18 protein-coding genes and 4 tRNA genes are annotated in these 17,402 nt (G+C 55.3%); 10 read left to right on the forward strand and 12 right to left on the reverse strand.

Going from position 1 to position 17,402, the window contains the following annotated elements; all coding sequences use genetic code 11:
* Positions 1-5: 5 nt before the first annotated feature.
* A complete protein-coding gene (gene prpF / locus RO22_RS19870) occupies positions 6-1,205 on the forward strand; it encodes a 2-methylaconitate cis-trans isomerase PrpF (RefSeq protein WP_052475726.1) in 1,200 nt (399 codons plus the stop codon).
* A gap of 54 nt (positions 1,206-1,259) precedes the next feature.
* Positions 1,260-2,744, forward strand: a complete 1,485-nt coding sequence (gene prpD / locus RO22_RS19875) for a 2-methylcitrate dehydratase (protein ID WP_009288001.1) — start codon at positions 1,260-1,262, stop codon at positions 2,742-2,744.
* 78 nt (positions 2,745-2,822) lie between these two features.
* Here the strand turns inward: prpD and RO22_RS19880 are convergent, their stop codons facing one another.
* Positions 2,823-3,104 (reverse strand): ComEA family DNA-binding protein, encoded by a 282-nt coding sequence (locus tag RO22_RS19880; protein ID WP_022522901.1) that lies wholly within the window; start codon positions 3,102-3,104, stop codon positions 2,823-2,825.
* A 271-nt stretch (positions 3,105-3,375) separates the two neighbouring features.
* Here RO22_RS19880 and pyrF point away from each other — a divergent pair, with 271 nt between their 5' ends.
* The gene (gene pyrF / locus RO22_RS19885; RefSeq protein ID WP_041159204.1) at positions 3,376-4,077 is read left to right on the forward strand and encodes an orotidine-5'-phosphate decarboxylase; all 702 of its coding nucleotides are present in this window, start codon (positions 3,376-3,378) and stop codon (positions 4,075-4,077) included.
* 30 nt (positions 4,078-4,107) lie between these two features.
* Here pyrF and lapB read toward each other — a convergent pair whose 3' ends face one another.
* From lapB to RO22_RS19900, 3 genes are all read right to left on the reverse strand, one after another.
* Positions 4,108-5,313 carry a lipopolysaccharide assembly protein LapB gene (gene lapB / locus RO22_RS19890; RefSeq protein WP_009288003.1) on the reverse strand — a complete coding sequence of 402 codons (1,206 nt, stop codon included), beginning with the start codon at positions 5,311-5,313 and terminating at the stop codon, positions 4,108-4,110.
* On the reverse strand, positions 5,314-5,619 hold the full coding sequence (locus RO22_RS19895; protein WP_027958442.1) for a lipopolysaccharide assembly LapA domain-containing protein: 306 nt from the start codon (positions 5,617-5,619) through the stop codon (positions 5,314-5,316). It lies immediately after the preceding gene.
* An 89-nt stretch (positions 5,620-5,708) separates the two neighbouring features.
* The gene (locus RO22_RS19900; protein WP_008959540.1) at positions 5,709-6,005 is read right to left on the reverse strand and encodes an integration host factor subunit beta; all 297 of its coding nucleotides are present in this window, start codon (positions 6,003-6,005) and stop codon (positions 5,709-5,711) included.
* Between the two features lie 206 nt (positions 6,006-6,211).
* Between RO22_RS19900 and RO22_RS19905 the strand changes: the two genes are divergently transcribed.
* A complete protein-coding gene (locus RO22_RS19905) occupies positions 6,212-6,505 on the forward strand; it encodes a succinate dehydrogenase assembly factor 2 (RefSeq protein WP_039860102.1) in 294 nt (97 codons plus the stop codon).
* Positions 6,465-6,893, forward strand: coding sequence for a hypothetical protein (locus tag RO22_RS25090; RefSeq protein ID WP_230805493.1), 429 nt, complete (start codon positions 6,465-6,467; stop codon positions 6,891-6,893). Before RO22_RS19905 ends, RO22_RS25090 begins: the two co-directional genes overlap by 41 nt.
* Here the strand turns inward: RO22_RS25090 and nadB are convergent.
* The 7 genes from nadB to uvrY all read right to left on the reverse strand — a co-directional run bounded on the left by nadB (position 6,890) and on the right by uvrY (position 12,318).
* On the reverse strand, positions 6,890-8,497 hold the full coding sequence (gene nadB / locus RO22_RS19915) for an L-aspartate oxidase (RefSeq protein ID WP_039860105.1): 1,608 nt from the start codon (positions 8,495-8,497) through the stop codon (positions 6,890-6,892). The genes RO22_RS25090 and nadB overlap by 4 nt on opposite strands.
* Positions 8,498-8,767: 270 nt before the next feature.
* A tRNA-Leu gene (locus RO22_RS19920) sits at positions 8,768-8,854 on the reverse strand.
* Positions 8,855-8,923: 69 nt separating this feature from the next.
* Positions 8,924-8,997 (reverse strand) — tRNA-Cys (locus RO22_RS19925).
* A gap of 11 nt (positions 8,998-9,008) precedes the next feature.
* Positions 9,009-9,083, reverse strand: a tRNA-Gly gene (locus RO22_RS19930).
* Between the two features lie 84 nt (positions 9,084-9,167).
* Complete coding sequence (pgsA, locus tag RO22_RS19935; RefSeq protein ID WP_027958445.1) at positions 9,168-9,716, reverse strand: CDP-diacylglycerol--glycerol-3-phosphate 3-phosphatidyltransferase; 549 nt, start codon at positions 9,714-9,716, stop codon at positions 9,168-9,170.
* Between the two features lie 95 nt (positions 9,717-9,811).
* On the reverse strand, positions 9,812-11,626 hold the full coding sequence (uvrC, locus tag RO22_RS19940; RefSeq protein ID WP_009288006.1) for an excinuclease ABC subunit UvrC: 1,815 nt from the start codon (positions 11,624-11,626) through the stop codon (positions 9,812-9,814).
* Between the two features lie 41 nt (positions 11,627-11,667).
* A complete protein-coding gene (gene uvrY / locus RO22_RS19945) occupies positions 11,668-12,318 on the reverse strand; it encodes a UvrY/SirA/GacA family response regulator transcription factor (protein WP_009288007.1) in 651 nt (216 codons plus the stop codon).
* A gap of 196 nt (positions 12,319-12,514) precedes the next feature.
* Between uvrY and RO22_RS19950 the strand changes: the two genes are divergently transcribed.
* A tRNA-Ala gene (locus tag RO22_RS19950) sits at positions 12,515-12,590 on the forward strand.
* A 73-nt stretch (positions 12,591-12,663) separates the two neighbouring features.
* Here RO22_RS19950 and argF read toward each other — a convergent pair.
* Positions 12,664-13,584, reverse strand: coding sequence for an ornithine carbamoyltransferase (gene argF, locus RO22_RS19955; RefSeq protein WP_009288008.1), 921 nt, complete (start codon positions 13,582-13,584; stop codon positions 12,664-12,666).
* Positions 13,585-13,832: 248 nt separating this feature from the next.
* Here argF and grxD point away from each other — a divergent pair, with 248 nt between their 5' ends.
* The 4 genes from grxD (at position 13,833) to recR (ending at position 17,381) form a co-directional block, all read left to right on the forward strand.
* Entirely contained in the window at positions 13,833-14,183 is a 351-nt protein-coding gene (gene grxD, locus RO22_RS19960; RefSeq protein ID WP_022522910.1) for a Grx4 family monothiol glutaredoxin, read from the forward strand.
* 162 nt (positions 14,184-14,345) lie between these two features.
* Entirely contained in the window at positions 14,346-16,370 is a 2,025-nt protein-coding gene (gene dnaX, locus RO22_RS19965) for a DNA polymerase III subunit gamma/tau (RefSeq protein WP_041159205.1), read from the forward strand.
* 75 nt (positions 16,371-16,445) lie between these two features.
* Positions 16,446-16,772: a YbaB/EbfC family nucleoid-associated protein gene (locus tag RO22_RS19970; protein WP_022522912.1), complete on the forward strand. Its 327-nt coding sequence runs from the start codon at positions 16,446-16,448 to the stop codon at positions 16,770-16,772.
* 3 nt (positions 16,773-16,775) lie between these two features.
* Positions 16,776-17,381: a recombination mediator RecR gene (gene recR, locus RO22_RS19975; RefSeq protein ID WP_041159206.1), complete on the forward strand. Its 606-nt coding sequence runs from the start codon at positions 16,776-16,778 to the stop codon at positions 17,379-17,381.
* Positions 17,382-17,402: the final 21 nt, after the last annotated feature.

The following is a 17,402-nucleotide window of genomic DNA, read 5'->3' on the forward strand; positions in this document are numbered from 1 at the left end:
TGGTAATGATGAGCGAGTCAGTTCAAAACAAACATGTGCCGCAGATAAAAATTCCAGCCACCTATATGCGCGGCGGCACCAGTAAGGGCGTATTTTTTAAGCTCAACGATCTACCTGAAGCGGCCCAGCAGCCGGGCGTGGCGCGGGATCAGTTGCTACTGCGTGTCATCGGTAGCCCCGACCCTTACGAAAAGCAGATTGATGGTATGGGGGGCGCCACTTCAAGTACCAGCAAGACGGTGATTCTGTCTGAAAGTGAATCGGCAGAACACGATGTGGATTACCTGTTCGGTCAGGTCTCCATCGACAAGCCCTATGTGGATTGGAGCGGTAACTGCGGCAACCTCTCCGCGGCGGTCGGCCCTTTTGCGATTAGCAATGGTCTTGTTGACCCTGCACGTATTCCTGAAAACGGGGTGGCCGAGGTACGCATTTGGCAGGTGAATATACAGAAAACCATCGTCTCACGGGTGCCTATCGTCAATGGCGAAGTGCAGGAAACTGGCGATTTTGAGCTGGATGGCGTGACCTTTCCTGCTGCCGAGATTCCGGTGGCCTTTATGGATCCGGCCGATGGCGAGGGAGCCATTTTTCCCACCGGTAATCTCATTGATCAGCTTGATGTGCCAGGCGTGGGGATATTGAAAGCAACCTTGATTAATGCCGGTATTCCCACCGTGTTTATTAACGCCGCCGACATTGGCTATACCGGCGCCGAGCTGCAGGATGCCATCAATGGTGACAGCCGGGCGCTTGAGATGTTTGAAACTATCCGTGCCCATGGTGCTGTGCGCATGGGGCTAATCAGTGATGTCAGCGAAGCGGGTAAACGACAGCACACGCCCAAAGTGGCTTTCGTAGCGCCGTCGGCGGATTACGTATCATCGAGCGGTAAAAACGTACTGGCGACGGATATCGACCTGCTGGTGCGAGCGCTCTCCATGGGCAAGCTGCACCACGCCATGATGGGCACCGCCGCCGTTGCCATTGCTGCGGCGGCGGCCATTGAAGGCACATTAGTGAACCTGGCCGCCGGTGGCGGTAAACGAAACGAGGTCACCTTCGGGCATCCTTCCGGCAGCCTGCGGGTGGGAGCTGAGGCAAGCCTGGTGGAAGGGCGTTGGCATATCGAACAGGCACTGATGAGCCGCAGCGCGCGGGTGTTGATGGAAGGATTTGTGAGAATTCCTGGTGACAGCTTTTAGGACGCATTCCTTGGGCCATACTGAGTAGGTGATTCAACAGTAGGAGATAGATCCATGTCTGCCACATCCGAAGCCAATGAGCGGCCCGATTACGACCCCGAGCTACAGGCTATTGCCGATTACGTACTCAATTATCAGGTGGCGTCCGATGAGGCATTGGAAACCGCTCGCTACTGCTTAATGGATACGCTTGGCTGCGGGCTGTTGGCGCTGCGTTTTCCAGAGTGCACAAAGCACTTAGGCCCGATAGTGGAGGGCACGGTAGTACCGTTTGGGTCGCGGATACCGGGCACCTCGCTTCGCCTTGACCCGGTTAAGGCGGCGTGGGATATCGGCTGTATCATTCGCTGGTTGGATTATAACGACACTTGGCTTGCCGCCGAGTGGGGGCACCCTTCCGACAATCTTGGCGCGATACTCGCCGTTGCTGACCACCTTTCCCAGCAGCGGGTTGCACAAGGCGACGCTGCGCTTGCGATGCGCGATGTGCTCAACGCCATGATTATGGCCCATGAGATTCAGGGCGTGCTGGCGCTGGAGAATAGCTTCAATCGGGTTGGCCTCGATCACGTGGTGCTGGTGAAGGTCGCCTCTACGGCGGTGGCCGCCAAGCTGTTGGGCGCCAATCGTGAACAGTTGCTCTCGGCGCTTTCACACGCCTGGGTGGATGGTCAGAGCCTGCGCACCTATCGTCATGCGCCAAATGCTGGTTCACGTAAAAGCTGGGCCGCAGGGGACGCCACCTCACGGGGCGTGCGCTTAGCGGATATCGCCCTGCGCGGTGAAATGGGTATTCCCAGCGCGCTCTCGGCGCCCCAATGGGGCTTCTACGATGTGCTGTTCAGTCATGCCAACAAAGATTTGAGCCTCAAACCGGAAGCTGACCGCCGCCTACGCTTTCAGCGGGAGTTTGGCAGCTACGTGATGGAGAACATTCTGTTTAAGATCTCCTTCCCCGCTGAGTTTCACGCTCAAACCGCCTGTGAAGCCGCCGTGACGCTCCATCCGCAGGTGAAAGACCGCTTGGCCGATATCGAGAAAATCGTGCTCACCACCCACGATTCGGCTATTCGGATTATTTCCAAAACCGGCGCACTCGCCAATCCGGCGGATCGTGACCACTGCCTGCAATACATGACAGCGGTGCCGCTTATCTTTGGTGCGCTTACCGCCGAGCACTATGAAGACAGCTTTCATGCAGCTCATCCGCTAATAGATGAGCTGCGTAATAAAATGGTGGTAGAAGAAAACGCCGAGTATTCGGCGGATTACCACGACCCTGAGAAGCGCTCTATCGCTAATGCAGTGCAGGTGTTTTTTAGCGATGGGAGTGCGACCGATAAAGTGACAGTGGAGTATCCGGTCGGCCACCGACGTCGTCGGGAAGAGGGGATGCCGCTATTGGTTGAAAAGTTTGAGCGCAATCTGGCAACTCGCTTTCCGACAAGTCGTTGCCAAAAAATCGCCGAGCTGTGCAGCCATCAAACAACACTTGAAGCGATGCCGGTACACAAATTTATGGATATGTGGATGATTTAACGTGCGCTATTCACAGTGCCCGGTGCTTATACACACCGGGCACTGTGGTGTTAACGAGCGACATGCTCTCCAATGAGGCTATTCAAATGTCACTTGATCGCGCATGCGGTCAACGGTGGCAGGCCCAATGCCGCTGACGCGCTCAAGATCTGCAGCGCTTTCAAAGACGCCATTGGTTTCGCGCTCTTCAATGATCGCGTCGGCTCGGCTGGGGCCGATCCCTGGTAGTTCGGCCAGCAGTTCAGCATCGGCAGTATTGACGTTAATCGGGGCTACATCTTGTGCCAGCACGCCACTGGAAAGCCCTAAGCTAATGCTAAACAGTAGTGCGGCCAGCATTCCTTTAAGTGTCATTTTCATATGCAATGATCCTTTTAATAGCGTTGGTTTTTTGTGTTTACACATGCGACGTCGTGTAGAGGTTTCTACCTGTGCCCGCGTTATCAGTGGGCAAGATAAACGCCGCTGCACTTGTTAACTTAGCCTTATTTAAAGCGTGTTTATGTCAGCGATATATGACAGCAGTTGTAAGATTTTAGCTATGGATATATGGCAAATGGCTTACATGATGAGGGCGCGAGGAGTAGGGAGAGGCTGATATAATGGTCAAAAACGTACTTGGAGTAACGTTGTGGTCACCGATTCCCCGATTATTATTGCCCTTGATTACCCGTCGCTAGACGCCGCGCTGTGCATGGCTGATCAGTTGGATCCCACCCGATGCCGTGTGAAAGTGGGTAAAGAACTGTTCACCCGTAGCGGCCCGGCAGTGCTTGAGGCGCTGCATGGGCGCGGGTTTGAGGTGTTTTTGGATCTTAAATTCCACGATATTCCCAATACCGTTGCCAGCGCTGTGCAGGCGGCGGCGGAGCAGGGCGTGTGGATGGTCAACGTACATGCCAGCGGTGGGCGGCGGATGATGGAGGCGGCCGTGCAACGCCTGGATCAGAATGCCTTAACGACCCATCTAATCGCCGTTACCGTATTGACCAGTATGCAGACCGATGATTTGGCAGAGCTGGGGATCAAGACTCCACTGGCAGAACACGTGGAGCACTTAGCGCTCCTGGCCAAGCAGAGTGGTTTGCAAGGGGTGGTCTGCTCGGCCCAGGAGTCTGCGCGAATCAAAACGCTATGCGGTGAGTCGTTCTTGAAAGTGACCCCTGGTATTAGGCCAAGTTTTGCAGTCGCTAATGACCAACAGCGGACGATGGGCCCCAATGAGGCTATGGCAGCGGGAAGCAGCCACCTGGTCATTGGTCGCCCCGTTACTCAGGCTGACGACCCCATGGTAGCGCTTGAGGCGATTGAGGCGGAGCTAGAGGGGCACTAAATATTTCTGCATACCTTAGCTTTGTGAGCACTATTCGCCCTCCACGCCAATGACCGGCTTAATCGTGCCCCAGAAGCGGCAACTGGGGCACTGCCACTGTAACGCGTCGCTAGCAAAGCCGCAGCGCTGGCAGCGATGACGCGTGCGGTTAAGCAGCAGCGCATCGGTATGATGTTTTAGTAACAGTAGGCGCGTATCCGGGGAAGGTTTTCCACTAAGGCGCTGGCTTTCAATATACAGATCGATCAAATAATCCAGCCCGCCTAAACTCGGCACGGCGCGCAATCGCTCACCAATCAACTCAATCGCTTTGTCGACGCCGTCACGCTGATGAACGAGCTGACCTAGGGCAATAATGGTACTGGTGTAAGGCGCTAGCTCAAGCAGGCGATAGAGGTGCGCTTCGTAGCCGGTGTCATCATTATTGCGCATATAGGCGTGCTTAAGGGCAGGCAGCATGGTGGGGATATGCGCTATCTCCTGGCCGGGGATGTTGTCTAATCGCTCAATAGCGCGGGCATAGTGCCCGTTGTCCATCTCTAGTTCGGCCAGCATCAGGGTGGCGCGAACGCATTTCTCATCCAGCTGCAGGGCTTTTTTGAGATGCTTTTTCGCCAGAGGTCGACTGGCTTCACTAATTTCTTCCAGTGCCAGCTCGCATAGCCAGTGCGCCGCGGGGCGACGCATCTTAGGATACTGTTTAAGCAGCGGCTGAATAACGTCAAGGGCTTGCTGCCACGCTTTTTCACGCTCTAATAAGTCGACGAGCAGCTGTTTGGCAGCATAGCGGTGATCATCATCACCGCTATGCTCCAGCAGGGTATTGAGTAGCCGCTGGGCGCGGTCATGAACACCAAGCGCCATAAAATCCCGAGCAAGTTCAAGCTGGATCTGTTCGTTGGTGTGCTGCGAAAGGGCAGGGCGAGCCAATAGGTTTTGGTGAATGCTAACGGCTTTGTCGGCCTCTCCGCGGGCGCGAAACAGCTTGCCGAGGGCGATATGGGTGTGAACCGTGTCACTGTTGACCGCTAGCACGTTGATAAAAGTATTGATCGCTTCGTCGGGCTGCTCATTAAGCAGGTAATTAAGCCCGACGAAGTAGTCCCGGGAGAGGCCTTGAGAAGAGGCCGCAGGCGGATGGGTGCGATGTCGGCGGCGTAAGGCTTGGCGATAACCTAACCCGTAACCAATGGCAATGGCGACCAACAGTACGCTTAGCAGCGCGACATCCAGCATTTATGCCAGTTCCTTAAACTCCTGGGTGCGTAGGCTATCGAGCTCTTTACGCTGCTGCTTATTCTGGCGCTGGCTGCGGGCCAGGGTGGCTTTTAACCGCACGTAGACACCTAGCATGGCGAGCATGCCGAGTATGACGCCAAACACCAGGGTCGCGAGTAGCCAAACCGAGAGTGATACCGCTGGCAGCTCCAGCCAGATAAGGTTTAAGGCAATGGTTTGCTGATTATTAACGGCAAACAGAATACCTACCAGCACTACTATCAGCAAAATAACGGCTAAAATCAGCCCTTTGATCCAACGCATGTGAGTTTCCTAGTCTGTGACGTTCACGGTAGCGCTATTGTGTACGACTCAAGCGGCGACGTCATCCCACAGAAATTAATAGTCGCGTTTTAGTAGCCTAGTGCTCGACTAGCGTCTACCTGCTCGCGTAGCTCCTTGCCAGGCTTGAAGTGCGGCACATACTTACCTTCCAGATCGACTGCATCGCCTGTTTTTGGATTGCGCCCTACCCGCGGCTCCCGATAGTGCAGTGAAAAGCTGCCGAAACCACGAATTTCAACGCGACCGCCGCTAGCTAGAGAATCCGTCATGTCGTCCAGGATAATACGCACCGCCGTTTCAACATCTTTGGCGGATAACTCCGGCTGACGCATCGCAATTTGTTCGATTAATTCAGATTTAGTCATCGGTTGGCTCCCTGCGAACATTGAAGGCCGTGACGCGCTCTCGACCTCGCTAACATCAAATTCAGCATACTGCGCAATTCAGTATAAAACAATTCAGATAAAACAAGGTTCTACACTCTTTAATAGCATAGGCGATGGAGGGCGCTGGCGCGACCCCACAGCTTAGGTATACTGGCCTTTCATTTATATAACTGGAGCGGCTGACGTTGAACGACGATAATTCCCCAGCAGCCATTTTGCGCAAACGGCTTTACTGGCACTCCCGGCGCGGTATGTGGGAGCTTGACCTGCTGCTTATTCCATTTCTTGAACAGCGTTTTGACCATCTTAGCGAAGCGGATCAACTGGCCTACCAGCAGCTCATTGAAGGCGAGGATCAGGATCTTTTTGTCTGGCTGATGCACCGAGAGTGGCCCGAGGAGCCTAGCCAGCGGCGTATCGTACAAATGATCGTTGAACATGCTGAAACCACCGATAATTCTGCCTATCGTACCCTCTAAGTATTGGCTACTAGCCCAATGTGGATTGTTGATCGGCATTGTGGCGCTGAGCTATTGGGTAGGGGGCATGCCAGCGGCGGTGGCGATAACGGTGTTAGGCGTTGTCCTTGGATGGCGCGGCTATCTTCGTCAACCCAAAGGCGTGCTCTCGCTGACGTCGACGGCGCCACAAGTTCAAGGTCGTTGGCTGCGCGAGTCGCAGCCTGAAGAGGGGGCTCTCACGCGAAATGAGGCTCTGGGCGATACGGATCGAGTACGCTGTGACTATCTAGGGCCCTGGTTAATAGGGCTTTATGTGGGTAAGCAGCGGGTTTGGCTCTGGCCTGATAGCGCGCCTCAACAAAGCTTGCGTGAGGCGCGCAAGCTCTTTCATCGTCCGGGCCGCTAGCGGTTTGTTGCTAACGCGTCTGTTAAGTCGTTCATCGCAAGCGAAGAAGCAACGGCTTCAGGCTGCCGGCTAGGCCAGTCGGTGGAGTAATGCAGTCCGCGTGACTCATGCCGCTGCTGAGCGGCGAGAACAGTCAATAGTGCTAACTGTAGGGTCTGGTGCAGGCGTTTGCCTTCCGGGGCTGTTAGGGCTCCCTGAATCTCTTCCACGCTGTTTAGCAGTGACTTCAAGTGCGTCAGGGCAGTACTTAGCCCGGTGGCGCTGCGCACAATGGAGACATGCTGGCTCATGGTGGTGCGCATTTGTTGGCGTATATCGCTGAGTACTGCCTTGGGTAAGACAGTCGCCGCAGCCTGCGCCGGGGGCTGAAATCCGCTACCGCTGGTCGTTTGGCCGTGCTGTTCCACGTCGGCTAACAGCGCTTGTGCACAGCTGCGGGCAAATACCAAGCACTCTAACAGCGAGTTGCTGGCCATACGGTTGGCGCCATGAAGCCCCGTGCAGGCGGTTTCACCGATGGCATAGAGGTTGGCAACGTTCGTGGCGCCTTGCAAGTCGGTGGCGACACCGCCGCAGCTATAATGGGCGGCAGGCACCACGGGGATAGCCTGCTGGGTGATATCAATCCCCCGGCAGGCACAGTGCGCCAGAATAGTGGGGAAGTGGTGGCGAATTGCCTTTTCACCTAAATGGCGAATATCCAACCACACGTGGCCCAGAGTGCTGCGCTGTATTTCTGCATCAATGGCGCGGGCGACGACATCCCGCGGGGCTAGCTCCGCGCGCTTATCCAGCGCCAGCATGAAACGCTCTCCCGCCTCATTGAGCAGATGCCCGCCTTCACCACGAACCGCCTCACTTATCAAAAACGCCGGGCCTTCGGGGTCAAACAGGCAGGTTGGATGAAACTGTTGAAACTCTAGATTCATTAACCGAGCACCCAGCTCAGCAGCCATCATCATGCCTTCGCCGCTACTAGGAGCGGGCGTAGTGGTGTGGCGGTAAAGGCCGCTTGCGCCGCCAGTGGCCAATACAGTATGGCGCGCAGTGAGCGAGTGCCACTGGTGGTTGGCATCGCTGCCATAGGCGCCGCGGCAGGCACCTTGGGGATCTTGTAGCAGGCCAACCACCGTTAGATCGTTGCGCTGGGTGATGTTGGGGTGCTGCGCTACTTTGTCTACCAGCGTATCCACCACGGCACGGCCGGTGGCGTCGTCAGCATGTATGATCCGCCGTGCGTTGTGGCCGCCTTCTCGGGTTAGATGATATGGGTAGCGTGCGGCAGGGTCGTGCTCGGGTGTAAAGGGAACACCCTTATCAATCAGCCACTGAATAGCAGCGGGCCCATGGGTAACGGTAAAGCGAACGGCCTCGATATCGCATAGCCCATCGCCAGCCACCAAGGTGTCATTGATATGCGCGTCAAGGTCGTCATCCGGCGAGAGCACGGCCGCAATGCCGCCTTGAGCCCAGCGGCTGGCGCCTTGATCATCTTGTGCAGGGCGAACCAGCGTCACGGACCTGTGGTCAGCCACTTCCAAGGCAAGGGTGAGCCCAGCGACGCCGCCGCCAATGATAAGTACATCGGATGTTGGCGTGCTCATGGTGCCCGCTCCCCCTTGATACTGACCGAAATATTGCAAACCCTAAACGTCACTAGCTTCGTCGCGCGCGAAAAGTTAGAAGGCAGGCATCATAGCGCGGCGATTAGCGTTTAGCGATGCTTCGGCTTAAGAAATGAGTGATATTCGGGGAGACAATTGCGCGATGTTCGAGTACGCGAATAGGCGCGGTAAAAGGCCGCGTAAAGAAAACCGATACAGGAAATAAATGACTGAAGAAGAAAAGCTGGAGGGGAAGTAAAACAACAGAAATGGTGCCCGGAGCCGGACTTGAACCGGCACGGGGTTGCCCCCGAGAGATTTTAAGTCTCTTGCGTCTACCGATTTCGCCATCCGGGCTATACATCACAAAAAGATCACATCGCAATGCTGTTTCGTTCTACTTAAAACACCATTGCTACACAAAGATGGAGGCTGGAGTCGGAATCGAACCGGCGTACACGGAGTTGCAGTCCGCTGCATAACCACTCTGCCATCCAGCCTCAAAAGTCGTTGGAGCGGGAAAGGAGATTCGAACTCCCGACCCTCGCCTTGGCAAGGCGATGCTCTACCACTGAGCTATTCCCGCTCGACTCGAGGGCGAATTATACGGATCGCCACCGCGTTGTCAATCAATGAATTAGCGTGTGTTCCTTATTTACTTATCAGCAGCTTACATGGAGCGGCTAAGATGCGGCCAGGCGGCTTTTAGGTACTGAATCATCGACCACAGCGTTAGGATAGCGGCGGTATATAGTACTACAACGCCTAACAGCGCAAATTCGTGCGTCGGTGGAAGCGCCAGCAAGATCAGCAGTGACACCATTTGCAGAGTGGTTTTAAGCTTGCCTATCCAAGAAACCGCCACCATGCCGCGTTTGCCCATTTCAGCCATCCACTCACGCAGCGCCGAAATGACAATTTCCCGGCCGATAATCACCAGCGCAGGGAGCGTCAGCACCAGGGTGTCGTAACGCTCGATCAATAGCGCTAGGGCGACGACCACCATGAGTTTGTCAGCCACTGGGTCTAAAAAAGCGCCAAAAGGCGTTGACTGATTCCAGCGTCGCGCTAAATAGCCATCCAGCCAGTCGGTAATGGAGGCCAGACCAAATAGACCGGCCGCCACGGGCATGCTCCAACTGAAGGGTAGATAAAACAGCACCACTAGCAGCGGAATAAAGGCGATTCTCGCCAGTGTCAGTATGTTGGGTATATTCATCGCAGAGAGCGATCCTTGCCGGAAAATCAGAGGATTCGAAGTGTCTGGCCTCATTCTATCCCCCTTGGCCGATGGCATCCATGCCAAACGGGCGTTTATCCGTTGAGTGCTCGGTAAATACTCTCGGCTAACGACGCATTAATGCCCGGTACGCGAGCGAGTTCATCGCGGCTGGCCTTTTGCACGCCCTGCAGGCCGCCGAAAAAGCGCAGTAATTCCCGTCGACGTTTGGGGCCAATGCCGGGGATATCTTGTAGGGTTGAAGTGCGTCGCGCTTTATCGCGCTGAGCGCGGTGGCCAGCAATGGCAAAACGGTGTGATTCATCACGAATATGCTGGATCAAGTGTAGGGCGGGGGAGGCAGGGTCCAAATCTAGCGGATTGTCCGCTGTTTCCACAAACAGGCTTTCAAGCCCCGCCTTGCGCGTGGTGCCTTTGGCGACACCCAATAGAATGATGTTGACGATGTCGAGTTCTTTAAACACCTCGCGGGCCATATTGAGCTGGCCCTTGCCACCGTCGACGATCAGGATGTCAGGGGCGACTGCTTCACCGCTTTTCACGCGCTTAAGGCGTCGGGTTAGGGCCTGCTGCATGGCAGCGTAGTCATCACCGGCGGCTACCCCTTCAATGCGGAAATGGCGGTAATCGCTTTTGCGTGGGCCTTGGTGATCAAACACCACGCAGGAGGCAACGGTCGCCTCGCCGTGGCTATGGCTGATGTCGAAACACTCCAGGCGTTGCGGTGTGTCCGCTAAGCCCAGCGCTTTCTGCAGGGCGGTAAAGCGTTGAGTGAGCTGGGTTTGGTTGGCCAGTTGAGAGGCTAGCTGCTGCTCAGCGTTGGTAATGGCGAGCTGTTGCCACTGGGCGCGGTGGCCGCGCACTTGGCTGGTAACGCGAATGCGCTTGCCCGCCTGTTGGGTCAGCGCTTCGGCAATCAGCTCGCTGTCGTCTAACGGGTGGCTGGTAATCACTTCGCTGGGCACGTTGTGCGGTTGACCGAAATAGTATTGGCTGACTACTTCGGTGAGCAGCGTTTCAAGCGGTAGATCCAGATCGTTTTTCGGCGTGTGATGACGCGCCCCCAGCAGGCGACCATCGCGCACGCTCAACACCGAAACGCCCAGTGCACCGGGGCGCTGGGCGAGGGCGAAAATATCCGCATCACCGCCGCCGGTGTCGACAAACTGGCGTTGCTGAAGCTGGCGCAGTTGCTGAACCTGGTCGCGAAGACGGGCGGCCTCCTCGAAGTTGAGTGCCTGGCTGGCCTTTTCCATCGCCTCCATCAGTTCTTGAGTAACACTCTCACTTTTGCCTTCCAGGCACATCACTGCGTGTTCGAGGTCGCGCCGGTAGTCTTCGGCGGAGATATAGTCGACGCAGGGAGCGCTACAGCGATGAATCTGATACTGCAAGCAGGGGCGTGAGCGATGGGCAAAGACGCTGTCCTCGCAGTTGCGAATATGAAATATCTTTTGCATCAGCGCCAAGCTTTCACGCACGGCTCCGCTGCTAGGGTAGGGGCCTAGGTAGCGACCATCGTCGCTGCGCTGACGGGCGCGCTTATACTCAAGTGCCGGGTAAGGATGGCGGTCGGTAACAAAGACAAACGGGTAGGACTTATCGTCGCGCAGTAAAATGTTATAAGGCGGACGCAATTGTTTGATCAGCGTCTGTTCGAGCAGAAGGGCTTCAGTTTCCGTGCGGGTGACGGTGACCTGAACGTCGGCGATACGCCCCACCATGGCCTGGGTTTTGGTATTCAGTTGACCACGGAAATAGCTGGCTAGGCGTGCCTTTAAGCGCTTGGCTTTGCCCACATAGAGCGTATTGCTTTGCTCGTCGAGCATGCGGTAAACCCCTGGCGAGGAGCTTACCGAGCTCAAGAACTGTTTTGAATCAAAGGTCATATTAGCGTGTCGGTACCCGATAACAGCAGGGAAGATAGGGGTTATATTTGGGTGGCGTCAAACCCCTCGACCAGCCCGTGACGGAGCGCTAAGTGAGTAAGCTCGACGTCGGTGGCAACCTGTAGTTTATCAAAGAGTCGGTAACGATAGGTGTTTACCGTTTTAGGGCTTAAGTGCAGGCGATCGGAGATATCTTGCACTCGCTGGCAGTTAACGATCATCAGGGCAATCTGTAGCTCACGGTGGGAGAGGTGGCTAAACGGATTATCTTCCTCGGTGAAGTGCGAAAGCGCCAGGCGTTGGGCAATTTCCTGACTGACATAGCGGCGGCCATGAAACACTTGGCGAATGGCATCGGTCATCTCTATCGCATCTGCACCTTTGCTTAAAAAGCCTGAAGCACCTGCTTCAAGCATGCGGCGCAGCACGCTGTCTTCCATATGCGCGGTCAAGATCAAGACCTTCACGTCTTCCATGTTGCGGTGAATGCGTCGAGTGGCTTCGAGCCCGCCTATGCCCGGCATGCGAATATCCATCAACACGATGTCGGGTTTTAAATGGCGACACTGTGTTACTGCACTTTCGCCATCGTCGACCTCGCCCACAATTTTAATGTCACACTCTTCATTTAGCAGGTGAGCAATGCTAGTTCTTACTAGGTGATGATCATCGGCGATAAGTACACTGATCAATGGACAGGCTCCTGCTTGGAAACATCATGGACTCAGGCGTTGGCCTTGGACACTACTCTATCTTGTTAACTATATGTGCATATAGAGTGCCACAGCTAACGACAAAGGAGAATTAGTTGTCCGCTGCTGATGTAAAAACTTGACCGCGGTAAATGTTCACCGTAGTATCCGCCTCGCTGTTGGAAAGACAGCACGTGGGGCCTTAGCTCAGCTGGGAGAGCGCAACACTGGCAGTGTTGAGGTCAGCGGTTCGATCCCGCTAGGCTCCACCAACAAAAATTTCACCCAATATTAGAAAAAAGCCTCGTTGTTTAAACGAGGCTTTTTTTGTTTGCAGTAAATCGTTTATTCAGTGACCTTACCCAGAAGCAAAAACTCGATCAACGCTTTTTGTGCATGCAGGCGGTTGCCTGCTTCCTGCCAAACCACGGCACGTGGGTCGTCGAGCAGCGTGTGGCTGATCTCTTCTCCGCGATGGGCAGGCAGGCAGTGCAGGAAGAGGACGTCTTGGTCTGCCTGATCGAGCATGGCTTCAGTAACTTGGAAACCTGCGAAGTCGGCTTCACGTTTCGCCTGCTCCTCCTCTTGGCCCATGGAGGCCCAAACGTCGGTGGTGATCAGGTCGACGTGCTTTACCGCTTCCTGAGGGTCGTGCAGCAGCGTTACTTGATCGCCAGCGGCCGCCATAATATCGGCTCGGGGCTCGTAGCCTTTCGGGCAGCAAATGCGCAGATGGAAACCGAATTGGCGAGCGGCATTGATCCAGGAGTGGCACATGTTGTTACCATCACCAATCCACACTGCTGTGCGTCCCTTTACGCTGCCGCGTAGCTCAGTCCAGGTCATCACGTCGGCAAGTAGCTGGCAGGGGTGGTAGTCATCGCTTAAGGCGTTAATCACCGGTACGCTGCTGGCGCTGGCGTAGGTTTCCAGCCCAGCGTGGGAGAAGGTGCGAATCATCACCGCATCGACCATTTCAGACAGTACGCGAGCGGTGTCTTCAATTGGTTCGCCACGACCCAGCTGAGTATCGCGGGGGGAGAGAAAGAGTGCATGGCCGCCAAACTGTGCCATTCCCGTTTCAAACGAAACCCGTGTACGCGTCGATGATTTTTCAAAGATCATCGCCAGGGTACGGTTGGGGAAGGGTGTGTAAACAGGACCTTGGGCTTTTAGATTAGTTTTGATCGTAATGGCACGCTGGATCAAATAGTCCAGCTCATCTGGGGTCAAATCTAGCAAGGTCAGGAAATGGCGTGTCGCCATAAGGGCTTCTCTCCGCGCAAAAACACTATCCTAGCTATGCTGCAGGGGATGCGCAACGCGAACGGCATGCGTAGAATGCCATATACACGTTAAAGCCGAGCGCTCTACTCAGGTACTATTCTAAGTACGATTTCTTAAGTACTAGTCTCAAGTACCCATTACAAGGGCTAGGTTTTAGAATCAGGTTCAAGGGCTAAGCCTAGTAGATGAGTGAGAGGGCATCGGTCATCAATAAGCGAGGAAATAGTATGAGCACAACTGCCGAAAACATTCAGCGTCAAATTAGCGAAAATCCGATCCTGATTTACATGAAAGGTTCGCCCCAACTGCCTCAGTGTGGGTTTTCTGCCCAGACCGTCCAAGCGCTTATGAGCTGTGGCGAGCGTTTTGCGTTCGTTAACGTTCTGGATAATCCGGATATTCGCGCCGAGCTGCCCAAAATTGCTAACTGGCCGACCTTCCCACAACTGTGGGTAGAAGGCGAGCTGGTGGGTGGTTGCGACATCGTGGTTGAGATGCATCAAAGTGGCGAGCTGGAAAAGCTAGTAAAAGCCGCTGCTGAGCGTGCTGGTGCGGCGGAAGGTGGTGATAACGCCTAGGCGTTGTCTAAAATAGCCCGCTTTATTCAGGCGGTTGGCGGGCTGCGGTGCAACCGTTAGAATGGCGTTTGTTCTCGCATCGTCTTTGTTATGCATCGTGGCCTTTGCCCCGCGCTGGCTACAGCGTGGGGCAAGTCAGCCCGCCGAAGGAAGTACAGCTTCATGAGTTATCAGGTTCTGGCCCGTAAGTGGCGGCCTCGCACATTCCACGAACTCGTGGGCCAGGCCCATGTTCAACGCGCCTTGGTCAATGCCCTGGATCAGGGTCGTTTGCATCATGCCTACCTGTTTACGGGGACTCGCGGTGTGGGCAAAACCACCTTGGCGCGTATTCTTGCCAAGTGTTTGAACTGCACGGCTAACGGACGTGGTGATGAGGGCATTACCTCTACACCGTGTGGGCAGTGCGATAGCTGTCAGGCAATTGATGAAGGGCGCTTTGTTGATCTTATTGAGGTCGATGCGGCGTCAAGAACCAAAGTAGAAGATACCCGGGAACTGCTGGACAATGTCCAGTATGCGCCTACCCAAGGGCGTTATAAGGTGTACCTGATCGATGAGGTGCACATGCTTTCCACCAGCAGTTTCAATGCGCTGCTGAAAACGCTGGAAGAGCCTCCCCCTCACGTTAAATTTCTGTTGGCGACCACCGACCCGCAAAAACTGCCGCCGACGGTACTTTCACGCTGTCTTCAATTTACCCTCAAACATATGCCACCAGAGCGCGTGGTGGAGCATCTCACCTATGTGTTGGGTGAAGAGGGCGTCGCTTTTGATGAAAGCGCCTTGTGGCTATTGGGTAAGGCGGCGGAAGGCTCAATGCGCGATGCCATGAGCCTCACCGACCAGGCTATTGCGTTTGGCCAGGGGGCCGTTCGCCATGCGGATGTGGCCGCCATGCTGGGTACCTTGGATCATCGCCATATTCTTGGGCTGGCAGAGTCTCTGGCCGATGTGGATGTACAGCGCCTGCTCTCCGAAGTGGCCGAATTAGCCGAGCAAGGCCCGGACTTTGCCGCGGTGTTGGATGAGCTATCGAGCATACTGCACCGCTTGGCAGTGGCGCAGATGGTGCCGGATGCCGTGGATAACAGCCATGGTGATCGTGACGTTATCCTGCAGCTAGCAAGCCGCTTCACTGCTGAAGACATTCAGCTCTATTACCAAATTGGTATTCAGGGGCGTGGGGACATGGTGCACGCTCCTGATCTGCGCAGCGCGTTAGAGATGACGTTGCTGCGTATGTTGGCATTTCGCCCTCAGGGTGTACCGAAACCGCCGCGTACCCCGCTACCGCTTCGCCGCGAGCCTTCTCAATCGGCAGCGACCGAAACGAGTGCTCAAGTGGCAGGGGCAGAGGCGCCATCACCGGCGCCACAGCCCTCGCCAGCAGCTGATGCAAAGCCAGACGTTCATTCCACACCAGATGCTCAGCCTGAAACGCCATTAGAGCCAAGCCCTGAGCAGACAGCGCCTGCCGCTGAAGAGGAGCCTCCGCTGCAAGAGCCACCGCCTTGGGCAGTCGAGGCGGATACGCAAGCGGCTGAGGTGGAAGCTCCCCAGCAAGCCGCTGAGCCAGAGGCTATGTCTGAATCAGAACTTGTTACTGAGCCCAAGCCTGTTACTGAGCCAGTGCCAGCCTCAGCGCCTTCACCCGATGCCGAGCCACAAACGGTGGAGCCCTCAACGGCTGCAGCGCCAGAAGCTGAACCAGAGGTCGTTCCAGAAGCCCTGTCAGAAACCCTGCCAGAAGCCTTTCCAGAAAGCCGGCCGGACATTCAGTCCGGCAAGCTGGATAATGCGCAGTGGTTGCAGTGCTTTGATTCTCTTGGCTTGGGCGGCTTAACCCGTAACTTGGCGGGCAACTGTCTGGTCGAGAGTGACGACGGTACGCTGCTGACGCTGCGCCTCGACCCCAGCCAAGAGGCCATGCAGGCGGAAGTGCATCAAACCCGCATTGAGCGGGCGCTAAAAGAGCAGGGTATGCCAAGGCGAATAGCGTTTTACGTTGCCGAGTTGTCTAATAGCCTTGAGACGCCACGGCAGCGCGAAGAGCGTCTTAATAAAGAGCGTCATGCCCAGGCGGTTGATCTACTCAATCACGACCCCCATGTACAAAAGTTACAGCAGGCGTTTGGGGCAAAGCTGATAGAATCCAGCGTAAAGCCTGCCGACGCTATGCGCTAAGCTCATTTTCTAGACGCGTGATAGAAACACTCGTTTTAGCTATACCTTTTAACTACGTATGTTGGAGATCAGACCATGCTTAAAGGTGGAATGGGCAACTTAATGAAGCAAGCCCAAGAGATGCAGGAAAAAATGCAGCAAGCCCAGGAAGAGGTCGCCAAAGCCGAAGTCCAGGGTGAGGCGGGTGCCGGTATGGTCAAGGTCACCATGAACGGTCGTCATGACGTTTCAAACGTGACCATTGACCCCAGCGTCATGGAAGAGGACAAAGAGTTGCTGGAAGATTTGCTAGCCGCGGCGGTCAATGACGCAGTGCGCAAATTGGAAGTCAGTTCTAAACAGAAAATGGAAGAAGCGACGGCAGGTTTGAACCTTCCGCCCGGCTTTAAGATGCCGTTCTAAGCAATGCGTTTTTCTCCTCTCGTTGAGCAGTTAATGGATGCGTTTCGCGTATTGCCAGGCGTTGGGCCCAAAACGGCTCAGCGCATGGCGATGCATTTGCTGGAGCGTGAGCGTCCTGGAGGGCAGCGTCTGGCGGCGGTTATTCAACAAGCGATCGATGAAGTTGGATACTGCCAGCGTTGCCGCACGCTCACTGAAGCAGATATCTGCATGCTATGTGAAAGCCCGCGGCGCGATGATGCACTACTTTGCGTGGTGGAGTCGCCTGCCGATCAATTGGCGATTGAAGAAGCCGGTGGTTTTAAGGGGCGCTATTTTGTGCTCCACGGGCACCTTTCGCCGCTAGATGGCGTGGGGCCTGAGTCGATCGGTTTAGACTTACTGGAAGCGCGTGTTGCAGAAGGGCTCATCGAAGAGGTGGTGTTGGCGACTAACCCCACCATCGAAGGTGAAGCGACCGCCCATTATATTGCTTCGCTACTAGCAGAACACGGTGTCAAACTCTCGCGGCTTGCCTATGGCGTTCCCATGGGTGGAGAGCTGGAGTACGTAGATGGCGGCACTTTGAGCCGTGCATTTAATGGTCGCCTGCCGTTTGCCAGTGAATAAGCCTACCTAAAACGCAAATGC

The sequence above is a fragment of the Halomonas sp. KHS3 genome (assembly GCF_000830495.1).
Classification (GTDB): domain Bacteria; phylum Pseudomonadota; class Gammaproteobacteria; order Pseudomonadales; family Halomonadaceae; genus Vreelandella; species Vreelandella titanicae.

Coding starts and splice junctions, on each gene's coding strand:
- prpF (WP_052475726.1), top strand. CDS start 6: ATGATGAGCGAGTCAGTTCAAAACAAACATGTGCCGCAGATAAAAATT.
- prpD (WP_009288001.1), top strand. CDS start 1,260: ATGTCTGCCACATCCGAAGCCAATGAGCGGCCCGATTACGACCCCGAG.
- RO22_RS19880 (WP_022522901.1), bottom strand. CDS start 3,104: ATGAAAATGACACTTAAAGGAATGCTGGCCGCACTACTGTTTAGCATT.
- lapB (WP_009288003.1), bottom strand. CDS start 5,313: ATGCTGGATGTCGCGCTGCTAAGCGTACTGTTGGTCGCCATTGCCATT.
- RO22_RS19895 (WP_027958442.1), bottom strand. CDS start 5,619: ATGCGTTGGATCAAAGGGCTGATTTTAGCCGTTATTTTGCTGATAGTA.
- RO22_RS19900 (WP_008959540.1), bottom strand. CDS start 6,005: ATGACTAAATCTGAATTAATCGAACAAATTGCGATGCGTCAGCCGGAG.
- RO22_RS25090 (WP_230805493.1), top strand. CDS start 6,465: ATGCTGAAACCACCGATAATTCTGCCTATCGTACCCTCTAAGTATTGG.
- nadB (WP_039860105.1), bottom strand. CDS start 8,497: ATGAGCACGCCAACATCCGATGTACTTATCATTGGCGGCGGCGTCGCT.
- pgsA (WP_027958445.1), bottom strand. CDS start 9,716: ATGAATATACCCAACATACTGACACTGGCGAGAATCGCCTTTATTCCG.
- uvrC (WP_009288006.1), bottom strand. CDS start 11,626: ATGACCTTTGATTCAAAACAGTTCTTGAGCTCGGTAAGCTCCTCGCCA.
- argF (WP_009288008.1), bottom strand. CDS start 13,584: ATGGCGACACGCCATTTCCTGACCTTGCTAGATTTGACCCCAGATGAG.
- grxD (WP_022522910.1), top strand. CDS start 13,833: ATGAGCACAACTGCCGAAAACATTCAGCGTCAAATTAGCGAAAATCCG.
- dnaX (WP_041159205.1), top strand. CDS start 14,346: ATGAGTTATCAGGTTCTGGCCCGTAAGTGGCGGCCTCGCACATTCCAC.
- RO22_RS19970 (WP_022522912.1), top strand. CDS start 16,446: ATGCTTAAAGGTGGAATGGGCAACTTAATGAAGCAAGCCCAAGAGATG.
- recR (WP_041159206.1), top strand. CDS start 16,776: ATGCGTTTTTCTCCTCTCGTTGAGCAGTTAATGGATGCGTTTCGCGTA.